This window comes from Sulfuritalea sp., from assembly GCF_031426875.1.
Taxonomy (GTDB): Bacteria; Pseudomonadota; Gammaproteobacteria; order Burkholderiales; family Rhodocyclaceae; genus Sulfuritalea.
This window is the reverse complement of the sequence record NZ_JASJPC010000042.1, coordinates 15,346-28,553: the sequence shown is the minus strand read 5'-3', so window position 1 is coordinate 28,553 and position 13,208 is coordinate 15,346. Positions and strand designations below refer to the sequence as shown.

21 protein-coding genes are annotated in these 13,208 nt (G+C 62.6%); 15 read left to right on the top strand and 6 right to left on the bottom strand.

What is annotated here, in order from left to right; translation table 11 throughout:
• Positions 1-7: 7 nt before the first annotated feature.
• The 3 genes from RMO95_RS17315 to RMO95_RS17305 are packed head-to-tail and all read right to left on the bottom strand — an operon-like array spanning position 8 to position 1,661.
• Positions 8-751: a MotA/TolQ/ExbB proton channel family protein gene (locus tag RMO95_RS17315; RefSeq protein ID WP_310451905.1), complete on the bottom strand. Its 744-nt coding sequence runs from the start codon at positions 749-751 to the stop codon at positions 8-10.
• A gap of 6 nt (positions 752-757) precedes the next feature.
• The gene (locus RMO95_RS17310) at positions 758-1,399 is read right to left on the bottom strand and encodes an energy transducer TonB (protein ID WP_310451904.1); all 642 of its coding nucleotides are present in this window, start codon (positions 1,397-1,399) and stop codon (positions 758-760) included.
• A gap of 10 nt (positions 1,400-1,409) precedes the next feature.
• The gene (locus tag RMO95_RS17305; RefSeq protein ID WP_310451903.1) at positions 1,410-1,661 is read right to left on the bottom strand and encodes a hypothetical protein; all 252 of its coding nucleotides are present in this window, start codon (positions 1,659-1,661) and stop codon (positions 1,410-1,412) included.
• Positions 1,662-1,713: 52 nt separating this feature from the next.
• Between RMO95_RS17305 and RMO95_RS17300 the strand changes: the two genes are divergently transcribed.
• The 7 genes from RMO95_RS17300 (at position 1,714) to RMO95_RS17270 (ending at position 6,249) form a co-directional block, all read left to right on the top strand.
• Positions 1,714-2,319: a nitrous oxide reductase accessory protein NosL gene (locus RMO95_RS17300; RefSeq protein ID WP_310451902.1), complete on the top strand. Its 606-nt coding sequence runs from the start codon at positions 1,714-1,716 to the stop codon at positions 2,317-2,319.
• A 7-nt stretch (positions 2,320-2,326) separates the two neighbouring features.
• Positions 2,327-2,818 (top strand): nitrous oxide reductase accessory protein NosL, encoded by a 492-nt coding sequence (locus RMO95_RS17295; protein ID WP_310451901.1) that lies wholly within the window; start codon positions 2,327-2,329, stop codon positions 2,816-2,818.
• A gap of 204 nt (positions 2,819-3,022) precedes the next feature.
• Complete coding sequence (locus tag RMO95_RS17290) at positions 3,023-4,639, top strand: cytochrome D1 domain-containing protein (RefSeq protein WP_310451900.1); 1,617 nt, start codon at positions 3,023-3,025, stop codon at positions 4,637-4,639.
• 180 nt (positions 4,640-4,819) lie between these two features.
• Positions 4,820-5,116, top strand: coding sequence for a type II toxin-antitoxin system HicA family toxin (locus RMO95_RS17285; protein ID WP_310451899.1), 297 nt, complete (start codon positions 4,820-4,822; stop codon positions 5,114-5,116).
• A complete protein-coding gene (locus tag RMO95_RS17280; protein WP_310451898.1) occupies positions 5,109-5,369 on the top strand; it encodes a VF530 family protein in 261 nt (86 codons plus the stop codon). The genes RMO95_RS17285 and RMO95_RS17280 overlap by 8 nt, the downstream gene beginning before the upstream one ends.
• A 95-nt stretch (positions 5,370-5,464) precedes the next feature.
• Positions 5,465-5,971: a DUF1993 domain-containing protein gene (locus tag RMO95_RS17275; protein WP_310451897.1), complete on the top strand. Its 507-nt coding sequence runs from the start codon at positions 5,465-5,467 to the stop codon at positions 5,969-5,971.
• Between the two features lie 14 nt (positions 5,972-5,985).
• A complete protein-coding gene (locus RMO95_RS17270) occupies positions 5,986-6,249 on the top strand; it encodes a hypothetical protein (RefSeq protein WP_310451896.1) in 264 nt (87 codons plus the stop codon).
• A gap of 43 nt (positions 6,250-6,292) precedes the next feature.
• On the opposite strand, the gene RMO95_RS17265 is transcribed toward RMO95_RS17270, so the two are convergent.
• Together RMO95_RS17265 and RMO95_RS17260 are read right to left on the bottom strand one after the other, a co-directional pair.
• Entirely contained in the window at positions 6,293-6,739 is a 447-nt protein-coding gene (locus tag RMO95_RS17265; RefSeq protein WP_310451895.1) for a DUF1318 domain-containing protein, read from the bottom strand.
• Between the two features lie 16 nt (positions 6,740-6,755).
• Entirely contained in the window at positions 6,756-7,337 is a 582-nt protein-coding gene (locus RMO95_RS17260) for an SCO family protein (RefSeq protein ID WP_310451894.1), read from the bottom strand.
• Positions 7,338-7,498: 161 nt separating this feature from the next.
• Here RMO95_RS17260 and RMO95_RS17255 point away from each other — a divergent pair, with 161 nt between their 5' ends.
• The gene (locus RMO95_RS17255) at positions 7,499-8,866 is read left to right on the top strand and encodes a hypothetical protein (protein ID WP_310451893.1); all 1,368 of its coding nucleotides are present in this window, start codon (positions 7,499-7,501) and stop codon (positions 8,864-8,866) included.
• Positions 8,867-8,936: 70 nt separating this feature from the next.
• On the opposite strand, the gene RMO95_RS17250 is transcribed toward RMO95_RS17255, so the two are convergent.
• Complete coding sequence (locus RMO95_RS17250; protein WP_310451892.1) at positions 8,937-9,497, bottom strand: YbhB/YbcL family Raf kinase inhibitor-like protein; 561 nt, start codon at positions 9,495-9,497, stop codon at positions 8,937-8,939.
• A gap of 320 nt (positions 9,498-9,817) precedes the next feature.
• Between RMO95_RS17250 and RMO95_RS17245 the strand changes: the two genes are divergently transcribed.
• The 7 genes from RMO95_RS17245 (at position 9,818) to RMO95_RS17215 (ending at position 13,205) form a co-directional block, all read left to right on the top strand.
• On the top strand, positions 9,818-10,645 hold the full coding sequence (locus tag RMO95_RS17245; protein WP_310451891.1) for a hypothetical protein: 828 nt from the start codon (positions 9,818-9,820) through the stop codon (positions 10,643-10,645).
• A gap of 83 nt (positions 10,646-10,728) precedes the next feature.
• Complete coding sequence (locus tag RMO95_RS17240) at positions 10,729-10,917, top strand: type II toxin-antitoxin system HicA family toxin (protein WP_310451890.1); 189 nt, start codon at positions 10,729-10,731, stop codon at positions 10,915-10,917.
• A 7-nt stretch (positions 10,918-10,924) separates the two neighbouring features.
• Positions 10,925-11,137, top strand: a complete 213-nt coding sequence (locus RMO95_RS17235; RefSeq protein WP_310451889.1) for a type II toxin-antitoxin system HicB family antitoxin — start codon at positions 10,925-10,927, stop codon at positions 11,135-11,137.
• Positions 11,138-11,209: 72 nt separating this feature from the next.
• On the top strand, positions 11,210-11,761 hold the full coding sequence (locus tag RMO95_RS17230) for a hypothetical protein (RefSeq protein ID WP_310451888.1): 552 nt from the start codon (positions 11,210-11,212) through the stop codon (positions 11,759-11,761).
• Positions 11,762-11,904: 143 nt separating this feature from the next.
• A complete protein-coding gene (locus RMO95_RS17225) occupies positions 11,905-12,168 on the top strand; it encodes a DUF167 family protein (RefSeq protein WP_310451887.1) in 264 nt (87 codons plus the stop codon).
• Positions 12,165-12,596: a hypothetical protein gene (locus RMO95_RS17220; RefSeq protein WP_310451886.1), complete on the top strand. Its 432-nt coding sequence runs from the start codon at positions 12,165-12,167 to the stop codon at positions 12,594-12,596. Before RMO95_RS17225 ends, RMO95_RS17220 begins: the two co-directional genes overlap by 4 nt.
• Before the next feature lie 66 nt (positions 12,597-12,662).
• Positions 12,663-13,205, top strand: coding sequence for a DinB family protein (locus RMO95_RS17215; protein WP_310451885.1), 543 nt, complete (start codon positions 12,663-12,665; stop codon positions 13,203-13,205).
• The last annotated feature ends 3 nt before the right edge of the window (positions 13,206-13,208 follow it).

Below are 13,208 nucleotides of genomic sequence, written 5' to 3'. Positions count from 1 at the left end.
GGCGCGCTCAGGCGGCCTGCCGCGCCACGGCGGCGGACGTGGGGGCGGATGCGATGGTCGTCTTGCCTTTCACTGCGGCGCGGCGGGCGCCGGTTGCATAGAAGGCGTGCAAGTCATGGGCGAAGCCGTCGAGCTGAGCCATCACCAGCCGGTTGGCGCGGGTCAGCGCGTTGTAGGCCAGCACCGCGGGAATGGCAACGAACAGACCGGCGGCGGTCATGATCAGCGCTTCGCCCACGGGGCCAGCCACCTTGTCGAGCACCACGCTGCTGGAACCGGAAAGCGCGACCAGGGCATGGTAGATGCCCCACACCGTGCCGAACAGGCCGATGAACGGCGCAGTTGAGCCGACCGAGGCGAGGAAGGTGAGGCCGCCCTCCAGATTGGCCTGGGCCGAGAGCATCTGGTTGCGCAGCGCACGCGTTACGGATTCGGAGAGGCTGACGCCTGCGCCGAGGCAGGCGGAGGACTCGTAGTTCTCGGCGGCCTGCGCGCCGGCGTGCGCCAGACCCGAGAAGAGGGCGGTGCGGTCGGATTCTTCGATGGCGGCAATTGCATCGGGCAGCGAGCGGGCCTGCCAGAACGCTTGCGGCGCGCGTTCGATGGCGCGGTTCATGCGCAGCTGGCGTGCGAAACGGCCGACGATCAGTGCCCAGCTGATGACGGACAGCAGCAGCAGGATGAGCGCTGTGGCATGGGTCACCATGTCGCCTTGCTGCCAGAAGTGGATCAGGCCAAATTGGGTTTGCATGGTGGTTTAACTTTCGAGTTGAAAGGTGATGGGGACCTGCACCCAGGCAGCGAAGGCCTGGTCGCCGCGCCGCGCCGGAACGAAGCGCCAGCGGCTGACCGCGTCGGTGGCGGCCTGGTCGAGGCGCGCGAAGCCGCTGCCGGTTTTGAGTTCGACCTTTTCGGCGAGGCCGGCGGCGCTGACATATACGCGCAGCAACACCTTGCCCTGCTCGCCGAGGCGGCGCGCGACAAGCGGATAGACGGGCTTCGGGTTGTCCAGGTAATCCGCGTCGAAGCGCGCAGCGGTGATGGCGACTGGCGCCGGCGCAATGTTGATCGGCGCGGCAGGGACCGGCGATGGTGGCTGGGGCGGCTGGGGCGGCACCGCGAAGGCGGCCGGCGCCTCGCTTGGCGTGGTGGATGCCAGCAGTTGCGGGGACGGCGGTGGCAGATTCCTCTTTGGCTGGGGCGGCGGCTTGGGGGCATCCGGCGGAATCTCGACCAGTCGCACGGTCATGGGTTCGATGACTTTCCTCAACTCGTCGGCAGGCACCACGACTGCAACGAATCCGATGAGCGCCGCATGCGCGGCCGCCGCGCCGGTCAGGGAAAACAGCGGGCGCGTGGGCTGGCCGGCATCGGGAAGGGACGGAAAGAAAATACCCATAGTCGGCACTTCAGAGCAAGCCGATGGCCGCGACGGATTTGCAGGTGATCATGGTGTGCATAGGTCTGGCAAAAGCATGTGGCGCATTCTGCTGCCGCCTGCAGTGCAAGCCTTGCGGCGAAACGCCGCATGCGACGTTTTGACGCGCGGCATGATGTCGCGCCGGGGCATTGATGCCCCTGTTTTTGATCGGCATCAAAGACGTATTCAAATGCAGGAATCCGGACAAACGCTGCGGCAAAATGCCGCGGAGAAAGTGCATTCGCGACGCCTAATATTGCGGTGCACATTTCCCATAATTCAAGGAGTCCATCATGGACAGACGTGAAGCCCTAAAACTGTCCCTGCTCGCCGGCGTCGGCCTCGCTGCCGGCAGCGCGCAGGCGCAGCAATCCTGCGCCACCGACGGCACGCCGGCGCAGTTCACGCCGAAGAAGGCGGCCGATGCAAGGCCGCTCGACAAGGAATTGGACAACTACCCGAAGTGCCCCTACTGCGGCATGGACCGCAAGCAGCATCACCGCACCCGCATGCTGGTGCAATACAGCGACGATCTGGCCGACGGCACTTGCTCGATCCATTGCCTGGCCCTGAGCCTGGGCGTCAATGTCGACCGCGAGCCGAAGATGATCTGGGGGCCGGATTTCGCCAGCGCCACCGAGACGAGTCCGCTGCTGCCGGTGGAGAAGCTGAGCTATCTGATCGGCGCCGACATCAAGCATGTGATGACCAAAAAGAGCAAACATTCCTTCGCTTCGGCGGATGCTGCCAAGGTGCATCAGGCCAGGCACGGCGGCACGCTCGGCGACTTCGACGAGGCCATGAAGCAGTCCTACCTCGGCATGGCGGAAGACGTTGCGCAAATCCGCAAGAACCGCGAGGAGCGGCGCAAGAAAATGATGATGCAGAAGCAGGGTTGATCCCGCCATGAATCGCCGCGCGCTGCTCGTGTTCCTGCTCTCGTCGCTGCTGCCCGCGGCGGCGCTGGCGCAGGGCGCGACGCAGCTGCCGAAGCCGGGGCCGAAGGATCTTTGCCCGGTGTGCGGCATGCTCGTTTCAAAATATCCCAATTGGGTGGCGGCCATCGTCTACAAGGACGGCCATGCGCATCATTTCGACGGCGCCAAGGACATGTTCAAGTTCTGGTTCGAGCCGGCGAAGTACGCGGCGGGCCACAAGCGCGGGGACATGGTGGCAATCCGGGTAACGGATTTCTACAACCTGCAGCCGGTCGATGCGCGCAAGGCCTGGTACGTCATCGGTTCCGACGTGCTCGGCCCGATGGGTCACGAGTTCGTGCCGCTGGTGAGCAAAGAGGATGCGGCCGATTTCCTCAAGGACCACAAGGGCAGGCGCATCCTTACCTTCGAGCAGGTGACCGGGGATCTTCCTTTCAGGCTCGACGACGGCCGCTTCTGAACAAAGCCCGGCATTCGTCGTTCCCGCGAACGCGGGAACCCAGAAAGACAAGGCACTGGATGCCCGCCTGCGCGGGCATGACGGGTTTCACGTTTGGTGCTACTTATCGCCACAAGGGTTAGCCGAAATCAAGGTTGGGCGCGGTTTCTCCGCTATGCTTTGCGGAACGTTTCGCGCCAATCTTGACCAGGGATGATCCATCGCATGAGGCATGACTTCGCAAGCCGTTGTTCCAGCATTCGTCGCGCAGCGCGGGCTGTTCCCGCACTGCTGGCCCTTGTTGCACTTCCCGCCGCCGCTGCCGACGCCCCGGCGCTCTACCAACAGCATTGCGCGGTCTGCCATGGTCCCGGCCGGGTCGGCCTGACCGGGCCGGCGCTGCTGCCGGAGAGCCTGTCGCGCCTGCGCAAACCGGAAGCGATCAAGACCATCACCGCGGGCCGCGCCGCGACCCAGATGCTGGGCTTCGCCGACCGCCTGGGCAAGCAAGAGATCGCCGCGCTGGCCGACTACATCTACACCGCCGTGTCGCCAGCGCCAACTCTTGCGGAAGCCGACATCAAGGCTTCGCGCGTGGCCTATTTCGCGCCCGGCAGCCTGCCGGCCAAACCCACCGAGATCTTCAAGGGCGTGGACATGATGAATCTGTTCATCGTGGTCGAGACCGGCGACCACCACGTCACGGTGCTCGACGGCGACAAGCTGGAACCGATCCACCGCTTCCCCAGCCGCTACGCGCTGCATGGCGGGCCGAAGTTCACGCCCGACGGACGCTATGTTTTCTTCGCCTCGCGCGACGGCTGGATCACCAAGTTCGACATCTGGAACCTCAAGGTGGTGGCCGAGATCCGCGCCGGCATCAACACGCGCAACGTCGCCGTCTCGGGCGACGGAAAATATCTGGCGGTGGCCAACTACCTGCCGCATACGCTGGTGCTGCTCGATGCCGACCTGAACCTGCTCAAGGTGCATGAGGTGTGGGACAAGGAGCGCAAGGAAAGCTCGCGAGTCTCGGCGGTGTATGACGCCGCTCCGCGCCAGAGCTTCGTCGCCGCGCTGAAGGACGTGCCCGAGGTCTGGGAGATCAGCTACAACCCGAAGGTCGACGACATCCCGGTCGGCATGGTGCACGACTTCAAGTACAAGGAAGGCGCCTTCATCCCCGGCTTCCTCAATCCGCGCCGCAGCTTCCTCTCCGAACCGCTCGACGATTTCTTCTTCACCCAGAACTACTCCGAACTGATGGGCTCCTCTCGCTCCGCCGGCGAGGGCCAGGTGGTCAATCTCGACGTGAGGAAGAAAATCGCCGACCTGAAATTGCCCGGCATGCCGCACCTTGGCTCGGGCATCACCTGGCAGTACAAGCCGCCGCAGGGCGCGCAGGATCGCACCGTGATGGCCACGCCCAACCTCAAGGAAGGCCTGATCACGGTGATCGACATGAAGGACTGGAGCACGGTCAAGACCATCCCGACGCTGGGCCCCGGCTTCTTCATGCGCAGCCACGAGAACACGCCCTACGCCTGGACCGATTCGATGATGTCGAAGGGCAAGGACACGCTGCAGGTGATCGACAAGCGCACGCTGGAGAAGGTCGCCGAAGTGAAGACCGATCCGGGCAAGACGCTCGCTCACGTCGAGTTCACCCGCGACGGCAAGTACGTGCTGGCCAGCCTGTGGGAACGCAAGGCCGACGGCGGCGCACTGATCGTGTTCGACGCCGCGACCTTCAAGGAAGTGAAGCGCATCCCGATGGACAAGCCGGTCGGCAAGTACAACCTCTACAACAAGATCACTCGCTCGGAAGGCACGAGTCACTGAGCCTAGTACGCAGGCATGTTGAAACCGATGGATGTAGGAGCGAGCGTGCTCGCGATAGCGGCTTATCGCGAGCAAGCTCGCTCCTACAGGGAATGAGACTTTTCTTGTTGACTGACTACTAGCCGCGCGGCGCCGGGCTGATGTATGGTTGCGCCATTGAGATACTCAGGGGATCCGGCTATGAGTCACAAACACCGAAATGTCCTGCAGGCGATCTTCCACGATCCGCTCAGCAGCAATATCCAGTGGCGCGAAGTCGAGTCGCTGCTGCACCACCTCGGCGCCACGGTCGAACCGGGCCATGGCGCGCGCTTCCGCGTCGTTCTGAACCGGCACGAGTTCACGGTGCACCATCCCCACCACGGCAACGAGTTCGGCAAGACCGACGTCAAGTACCTGCGCGAATGCCTCGCCGCGGCCGGCGTCACGCTGTCGAGCTACGACGAGCAGCAGAAGTCGGCCAGCGGCGATGGATGAAACCCAGGCCGGCAATCCGCTGCACGGCGTTACGCTGAAAATGATCCTCGACAGCCTGGTCGCGCGCTATGGCTGGGAGGAACTGGGGCAGCGCATCGATATCCGCTGCTTCACCCACGAGCCGAGCATCGCCTCCAGCCTGAAGTTCCTGCGCCGCACGCCCTGGGCGCGGGAGAAGGTCGAGGCCCTGTATCTGCGCCTGCTGCGCGCGACGGCTGCCCTGCCATCGGCTTCGCGGCCGCGGTCGGGCTAGCGGCGGCCGCCGACGCGGCGATGCACCGGCGGGCGCGCGAAGCGCGAATCCCCCGGCCAACAATGGCAGAATGAAACCTCTATGGAGGCTCGATCATGACTATCTCGATGTACGCAGCCAGTGCCCCACGCTTCGTCGACATGCTGCGCAATCTCGACGCGATCCTCGCCAAGGCCCAGGATCACGCCATCGCGAAAAAAATCGATCCGGCGGTCCTGCTCGGGGCGCGGCTGTTCCCGGACATGCTGCCCTTCGTGAAACAGGTCCAGATCGCCACCGATCACGCCAAAGGGGCGGTCGCCCGACTGGCGGGTGTGGCGGTGCCGAAGTTCGAGGACAGCGAACAAAGCTTCGATGAACTTCGGGCGCGCATTGCCAGGACGATCGAATTTGTCGAGTCCTTTTCCGCAGGGCAGATCGACGGTTCCGAAGAGCGGGAAATCGCCCTCAAGGTCGGCGGACATGAAATGAGTTTCAAGGGCCTGCCCTACCTGGTCGGCTTCGCCCTGCCGAATTTCTATTTTCATCTGGTGACGGCGTACAACATACTGCGGCACAACGGCGTCGACATCGGCAAGCGCGATTACATCGGCAATCCCTAGCGCATCGAAGCGACATGCGTTCGACTCGTGCCACTGCGGCCCTGGCCAGGCTGAACTTGCGCAGCGAAGGGCATCATTACCTGATGGCCCTCACGGGGAGCGGCCAGTTCATTCTGCGCGAACGTATCGACGGCGCCGAGCGGCCGCTTTCCGACGCCCTGTCGCTGGACGACTTCGTGCGCCTGCTGGATTCCATGGGGCCAAGGAAAATTGCCCGCGTGACCAAGAGCGAGGCTGCCTTCATGAAGCAGTTGGGGAAAAAAGATCAGGCGCTCTGAATTCCCGGCCTTCGATCGACTGCTCGGGGCGAGTCAGGGCAATTCAGGGCTTGCGGCTCCACTTGCCTGCGGCATCGCGCAGCCACCAGCCTGACTTCCATTGCTGGTGCCAGCGCTCGCGCATCAGTTCCCATACTTCAGGTTCGGCGTCGCGCCGGTGATTGCTGTCGGCCAGGGCCTGGATCAGCGCCTTGCGTTCCTCGTTTTCCACGTCGATCAGTTTTTCCGCGATCTGGCGTTTCGCCAGCGACATTTTGGCGCTGTCGCGCAGGTAGATGAAGCCGTCCTTGCCCAGGCCGATTTCACCGGCTTCGTAAAAGCGCACCAGGCGCGAGGTGCGCTGCGCCAGGGCGTGCTTGACGACAATCACCGGCGGCGTGCCGATGTCGAGGTTGATGGCTGGCTTGGCGGCGTCCTTGACAGGTTCGGCGGCCAGGACGTGGAAGGCGGGCAGGGTGAGACAGGCGAGCAGCAGTGCGATTCGTTTCATCGGGATTCCCAGGTTGTCATTTGCCGGCCAGCAGCAGCTTGAGGTCGGCGGCGATATTGGCGGGGGCTTCGCCATGACGCAACAGCAGGCGCAGCTTGCCCTGCGGATCGAAGGCGAAGCTGCCGGTGGAGTGATCGATGCTGTAGCTGCCCGGCGTCGAGCCCGGTTGCTTGGCATAGAACACCTTGAAGTCCTTGGCCAGCGCGGCTATGCCTTTTTCATCGGCATAGAGGCCGAGGAAGCTCGGGTTGAAGGCCGGTACATACTGCGCCAGCAGTTGCGGCGTGTCGCGCGCCGGATCCACGGTGGCGAACAGCACCTGCACGCGTTTGGCATCTTCGCCGAGCAGCGCCATGGCATCGCGCATGGTCGACAGCGTGGTCGGGCAGACGTCGGGGCACTGCGTGTAGCCGAAAAACAGCACCACGGCCTTGCCCTTGAAATCGGCCAGGCGGCGCGGCTGGCCGTTGTGGTCGGTGAGGCTGAAATCCTTGCCCCAGTCGACCATCGACAGGTCGGTCGAGACGAAACGCGGGGGTTCGGAGCAGCCTGCCAGCAGCGTGGCGCAGCAGAAAAAAATGGCCGACAGCAGTTTCATGGAAGGGGCGATGCGGGAGTGTCAGGAGGGCGATCAGTGTACCATCCGGCCTTGCCGTATACTTTCATTCTTTTCGCGGGGTAATAGTGAATTCGCATAATGTCGCAATTTCCGGCGAGGCGTCAAAAGCCCTTGCCAGGGCATGGTTGTGGCTGGGGCTGATGGCGCTCATCGGTTCCGGTCTGCTGGCCATTTTGCTGGTGCTCTCGCGCACGCCGGGAATCCAGGACGTATTCCCGCTGAAGGACTTTTTCCGCGCCGCGCTGGTGGTTCATGTGGACCTCTCGGTGGCGATATGGTTCATGGCCTTTGCCGCGGTGATCTGGAGCGCGCTGGGCCGCGATGGCTTTGCCTGGCTGGGCTGGAGCGGCTTCGCGCTGGCGGCAGCGGGCACCGCGCTGATGACCGTCTCGCCCTTCCTGCCGGGCGCCGATCCGGTGCTCAACAACTACATTCCGGTGTTGCAGCAAAAGTACTTCTACGCCTCGCTGTGGATTTGCGCGGCGGGTTTCGGCCTGGCCGTGCTGCGCGCGCTGCTCACCACCTGGCCGCGCCCCTTCCTCGGTGCGCCGCTGCAAAGCGGGGCCTTCCTCGGCGCGGTGGCGGCCTTCCTTGCGCTGGCGGCCTTCGTCTGGTCCTGGGTGGTGGTGCCGCGGATCGAGGAGAAGATTTATTTCGAAGTGCTGTTCTGGGGCGGCGGCCATACCCTGCAGTTCCAGCATGCGCTGCTGATGGTGGTGGCCTGGCTATGGATTGCCGACCATCTCAGGCGGCCTTCGGCTGCCCCGCCGCCGGGCCGCCCCAAGGCGGGGCAAGCCAACGACGCGGAGCCGCGCAGCGGCGAACATCCGTCACCCCCGCCCTCGGGGCGGGGGCCGGGGGGTGGGCTGTCTGTCTCCGCGCGCGCGCTCTCCGCCATGTTCTGGATCGCCGCACTGCCGCTGCTGGTGGTGCCGGCGATCTACTTCACGATCCCGGCCGGCGAACTGCCGCACATGGAACTCTTCGCCAAACTGATGATCTGGGGCCATCCCTACATGGCGCCGCTGATCCTGGTCGGCTTCCTCGCCGTGTGGGCCACGCGCCGCATGCCGGCGCATGCGGCCAAGTCGGCCTTCATCGCCTCCTTCTCGCTGTTCGCGGTGGGCGGTGTACTGGCCTACATGATCCAGGGCGTGAACGTGGTGATCCCCGCGCACTATCACGGCTCCACCGTGGGCGTGACGCTGGCCTTCATGGGACTGGCCTACGTGCTGCTGCCGCAACTCGGCTTCGGCGAAGTCGAAGGCCGCATGGCGCGCTGGCAACCCTATGTCTATGGCGGCGGGCAACTGATCCACATCCTCGGCCTGGCCTGGTCGGGCGGCTACGGCGTGCAGCGCAAGGTGGCCGGCGCCGAGCAGGCCCTGACTACGTTGCCGCAGAAAATCGGCATGGGCATGATGGGCCTCGGCGGCCTGATCGCCGTGATCGGCGGCATCATGTTCGTGCTGGTCTGCCTCAAGCTGATGCTGCCGCGCAAGCGCTGAAAAACGCCGGGCCGGCGTCGCGTGCGCCGGCCCCGCTGCGACTTCCTTCCTGCGACCTCTTTCCTGCGGCCTACTTCTTGCGGCCGTACTTGCCGGTCAGCGTCGCTTTGCCGATGGAATTGGCATTGATCATGAAGCCGGCCAGCGAAGCCGTCGCCCCGGCAGGCAGTTCGAGCTTGTCCACCTTGAGCGCGTGCAGCGTGAAGTTATAGCGATGCGGCTTGTCGCCGACCGGCGGGCAGGGGCCGCCCCAGCCGGGGCCGCCGAAGTCGGTGGCGATCTGCGCCGCACCCTTGGGCAGGCCTGAGCCGTCGGCCTTGCCCGCGCCCTTGGGCAGTTCCGTGGCATCGGCCGGAATGTTGGTCACCACCCAGTGCCACCAGCCGGCGCCGCCGGTCGGCGCGTCGGGGTCATGCACCAGCAGGGCGAAGCTCTTGGTGCCCTTCGGCGCGCCGGACCATTTCAAGGCGGGCGAGATGTTCTTGCCGGCGCAGCCGAAACCCTGGAACACCTGCTCCTCGGCGATCGGCGCCGCGGCCTTGATGTCGTCGCTGCCGAGCTTGAATTTTCCGGCGTGGGCGCTGCCGGCCAGGGCCAGCCCCGCCGCAAGCAATAGACCGTTACGGATCATGATGGCTCTCTTTCCTGAATGAGATGGAGCGCCGATTTTAGAAGCATTGGCGGCGAGGCCGTGAAAGTTGGCGCTGGTGGTACGGCGACGGCGGCGTCTACTCGTGCCAGAATGCCGCGTGAATCGTTTAATTTAGGCGTCGTAGGTGTTTCTGGTGTCCTAGCAACAGCACTGCGCCGGTACGCAGTCGAATTATTGGGTTCCACGAAAAATGAGTAAGTTGCTGATGATCGGGATAGCGCGAAGCCGGATTTCTTATGCGGCCGCATTGATGGCTTGTTTTCCAGTTCTTCTGCACATTCGTTAGATCGCTTAGGCCCATGGCATCTCGGTGTTACCTCTGTGGAAAAGAAATCGCCGAAGGCGATGTTGTCAGCGACGACCATGCCGTACCCCAGCAACTCATTGCCCGCCAGCAGCCGAAAGTCAAAGGCTTTGACTACGGTGGTTATCTGCCAACCCACGAGCCCTGCAACAACGAGTTCGGCCCAGAAACCCACTGCCGTAAGGCATTGACGTTGATTTCCATCTTGTACGACCCAGAATGCGTAAGAAAATTTCAGCACAAGAGTGACCCCTCGATCGTCATGCTTGCGCTCAATTCCGAATGCCTACGTGATTTCACCCATCGAGACCTGGCCTTCTTCAAGTTCATCGATGTGCGCGATAAGACGATTGCCGAATTCTCTAGGCCGGAATTCTTTGCAGAGAAACCAAAGACTAATCCGGTTCGCGACGCACTATTTACCGCATTGGCGGTGCTCACGAAAAGCGCCGCCGCTCTGTTAGTGTCCAGACATTTGGCACACGCGCCAGTTCGCTGGAGAGTATTGGCCATTCCATACACAGGCGCGACCGATGACACGGATTTTGACCAGATATTTGGGGACACCAAGCCCTTCGACATTGGAGTGAAGGTCTGGCTCCGTCCATTCGAGACAGGTGACTGGTTCGCCCTTTACCGTGCATACAACATCCTTGTCTTCCTACTTTTCCGCTTTTCGGACGACGACACCATTTGGACCGGCATGTGTGATCGGTTCAAAGATGCCGAACGCCTATGCTTCGAAGGCAGCAATCTGAATGAACTTATCAACTATCGTTGGAAAACGGTCCAACCCTTCGGTGTACCGGGCGCTTCGCGATAAAGCCGAGCGGGCCGGTGAATTCGTTGTGCCGTTCGCTATCGGCGCGCATTGTTGGCAAGTGGACAAGCTGATATTCTTCGCGGATGAAAATCGGTGAAGTTCTGCGTATGCTTCAAGCTGATGGCTGGTTTCTGGTAGCGACGCGAGGCAGCCATCGACAGTACAAACATCCCGTGAAGCCTGGCCGGGTTACGGTGCCGGGCAAGCCAAGCGACGATGTTGCTCCCGGGACTTTGAACAGCATCATGAAGCAGTCCGGTTTGAAGAAGTGAGGTCACTATGCGTTACGCCATCGTAATTGAAAAAGCCGAATCAAATTACTCTGCCTATGTCCCCGACTTACCGGGGTGTATCGCAACAGGTGCAAGCATTGAGCAGGTCGAGGCGGAAATTCGTGAAGCCATCGAGTTTCATATCGACGGTTTGCGAGAAGATGGAAGCCTGATCCCCTTACCGTCCAGTCAAGTTGAGTACATCGAAATCGCGGCATAGCCCGGCAGTCCACACGGGCGCTGCGCGCAAAGCCGCGCAGCGCCGGTTAGCTCTACGTCGCGTGTAGGTTCCATGGTCATCGCCCCACGTGCAGCGGAAGCATTCATCCATGGCTATTCATCATTGTTAGCCGAAGTGCATCGACTATCGAACGGCGAGGCTGGTCTGGAATTGTTGAAGATGTTGGCGGCTGCCCGCGACCTGACCATCGCTACTCCATCACTTATTGAGTCGGCTGCATCAAGGCTTGAGGATAGGGGGAGTCCGGTGCCTCCTGACGTTGTCAACGCAATCAAGTCTCTCCAGCTCAAGCAATGGGCATACCTTCGTGACACCAAGACCTATTCTGTTTTTTTGGAACCCACCGGCAAAGCGGCTTACGCGGTGCTGGGTCTGACCAATAGGCTTCGAGACATTCTTGGTGGCTCTGGAGTTTCGTTCCGAACAGGCTTGGTTGAGTATAGCGGTCGCTTCGTGTGTGATGGCATCGTCTCAAATCCCGTCTGGCTTGGTCCAAACTACCGTAAAGACTTTGCGGCCCGTCTGGCGGTGCTCAAGAAGGAGGGCAACTTCCATGTGACGCCGTCACGCTATCGCATCATTCCACCGGACGCTGCGCGATGAAGCTGCGTGGCGCCCCTGAACTTGAATCTCGGGAACTCTGAAGCGCCAATCCCAGGATGAAGAAATCAAGGCATGGCGCAGCCGGGGCGACGCGCGAGGGATCGGCGATAGATTCATTCTGTGCCTGGGATGGTGAAACCCTGGTGCTCAATATCCTGGGTCAGCCCGGCGCGAAGCGGGATACGATCGGCAAGGTTAAGGGCGATCAGCTCAAGGTCAGCGTCACCGCCGCGCCGGTGGCGGGCAGGGCGACCGATCACATGGTGCGCTTCCTGGCGGAGGAGTTCGGCGTGACAGCCAATGACATTCGAGTCGTGTTCGGCAGGTTCAACGTCAACAAGCAGCTGCGCATCAAGTCGCCCGGAAAGCTGCCGCCGGTCGTCAGCAAGCATCTGGCGCAACCATGAACGCCGACTACGCCGACATGGTCGCCCTGTTCCGCCAGTTGACCGACGAGGAACTGCTCTCCCGCTATGCTTCGAAAACGCTGACCGACACCGCGGCGGCCCTTGCCGGCGAGGAAATCAAGCGCCGCGGCCTCGACCTGCCGCTGCCGGAACTATCCGGGCCGGAGGATGCCGAGTACGCCGGCGACTACGAGATCGTCGCGCGCTTTCTCAATCCGACCGACGCCTACGTGCTGTGTTCCTGTCTGAAGATGGCCGGCGTTCCGGCGCTGGTCGCCGACGCGGAACTGGTGCAGACGAATTCGCTTTGGGCCGTCGCTCTCGGCGGCGCCAGGCTGCTGGTGCCGGCGCTTCATGTCGTCGAGGCGCGGGAAGTCATTGCCGCATTCAATCGCGGCGAATATGCTCTGCCGGACGATGACGAATAAACGGGCTGGCGCAATGCCGTCGGCCCGGCGGTCGCCTCAAACGCTATGCCTTGTGGGAGAAACGCAATGAGTCGCAGCGATCACATCCGCCTGATGGCGACTTACAACGAATGGATGAATGCGAGGCTGTACGAGGCGGCCATGGGCTTGTCCGGCGAGGAACTGGCGGTCGATAGGAAGGCCTTCTTCGGCTCCATACTCGGCACGCTGAACCATCTGGCGGTCGGCGACACGATCTGGCTGCAGCGCTTCGCCGGCCACCCGGTCAATTTTCCGGCGCTGAGGGCGATACGCGAGCTGCCGGCCCCGGCCAGCCTCGATCAGCCGCTTTTCGCGGACATAGCCGGCCTCGCGCAGCACAGAAAAATGCTCGACCGGACCATCATCGAATGGTCGCGCTCGATAGGCGAGCGCGACCTGGATCACGTGCTGAGTTATGCCAACACCAAGGGCGTGGCCGCGCGCCGGAACTTCTTCAGTCTGGTGATGCATTTCTTCAACCATCAGACCCACCATCGGGGCCAGGCGACCACGCTGCTTTCCCAGGCCGGCGCCGATGTCGGGGTCACCGACCTGCTGACGCTGATCCCCAGTCCGACCCCGGCCTGAACC

Bases quoted from the DNA above. Each gene is read 5' to 3' on its own strand.
- RMO95_RS17315 (WP_310451905.1), bottom strand. From the start codon at position 751: ATGCAAACCCAATTTGGCCTGATCCACTTCTGGCAGCAAGGCGACATG.
- RMO95_RS17310 (WP_310451904.1), bottom strand. From the start codon at position 1,399: ATGGGTATTTTCTTTCCGTCCCTTCCCGATGCCGGCCAGCCCACGCGC.
- RMO95_RS17305 (WP_310451903.1), bottom strand. From the start codon at position 1,661: ATGCACTTTCTCCGCGGCATTTTGCCGCAGCGTTTGTCCGGATTCCTG.
- RMO95_RS17300 (WP_310451902.1), top strand. From the start codon at position 1,714: ATGGACAGACGTGAAGCCCTAAAACTGTCCCTGCTCGCCGGCGTCGGC.
- RMO95_RS17295 (WP_310451901.1), top strand. From the start codon at position 2,327: ATGAATCGCCGCGCGCTGCTCGTGTTCCTGCTCTCGTCGCTGCTGCCC.
- RMO95_RS17290 (WP_310451900.1), top strand. From the start codon at position 3,023: ATGAGGCATGACTTCGCAAGCCGTTGTTCCAGCATTCGTCGCGCAGCG.
- RMO95_RS17285 (WP_310451899.1), top strand. From the start codon at position 4,820: ATGAGTCACAAACACCGAAATGTCCTGCAGGCGATCTTCCACGATCCG.
- RMO95_RS17280 (WP_310451898.1), top strand. From the start codon at position 5,109: ATGGATGAAACCCAGGCCGGCAATCCGCTGCACGGCGTTACGCTGAAA.
- RMO95_RS17275 (WP_310451897.1), top strand. From the start codon at position 5,465: ATGACTATCTCGATGTACGCAGCCAGTGCCCCACGCTTCGTCGACATG.
- RMO95_RS17270 (WP_310451896.1), top strand. From the start codon at position 5,986: ATGCGTTCGACTCGTGCCACTGCGGCCCTGGCCAGGCTGAACTTGCGC.
- RMO95_RS17265 (WP_310451895.1), bottom strand. From the start codon at position 6,739: ATGAAACGAATCGCACTGCTGCTCGCCTGTCTCACCCTGCCCGCCTTC.
- RMO95_RS17260 (WP_310451894.1), bottom strand. From the start codon at position 7,337: ATGAAACTGCTGTCGGCCATTTTTTTCTGCTGCGCCACGCTGCTGGCA.
- RMO95_RS17255 (WP_310451893.1), top strand. From the start codon at position 7,499: ATGGCGCTCATCGGTTCCGGTCTGCTGGCCATTTTGCTGGTGCTCTCG.
- RMO95_RS17250 (WP_310451892.1), bottom strand. From the start codon at position 9,497: ATGATCCGTAACGGTCTATTGCTTGCGGCGGGGCTGGCCCTGGCCGGC.
- RMO95_RS17245 (WP_310451891.1), top strand. From the start codon at position 9,818: ATGGCATCTCGGTGTTACCTCTGTGGAAAAGAAATCGCCGAAGGCGAT.
- RMO95_RS17240 (WP_310451890.1), top strand. From the start codon at position 10,729: ATGAAAATCGGTGAAGTTCTGCGTATGCTTCAAGCTGATGGCTGGTTT.
- RMO95_RS17235 (WP_310451889.1), top strand. From the start codon at position 10,925: ATGCGTTACGCCATCGTAATTGAAAAAGCCGAATCAAATTACTCTGCC.
- RMO95_RS17230 (WP_310451888.1), top strand. From the start codon at position 11,210: ATGGTCATCGCCCCACGTGCAGCGGAAGCATTCATCCATGGCTATTCA.
- RMO95_RS17220 (WP_310451886.1), top strand. From the start codon at position 12,165: ATGAACGCCGACTACGCCGACATGGTCGCCCTGTTCCGCCAGTTGACC.
- RMO95_RS17215 (WP_310451885.1), top strand. From the start codon at position 12,663: ATGAGTCGCAGCGATCACATCCGCCTGATGGCGACTTACAACGAATGG.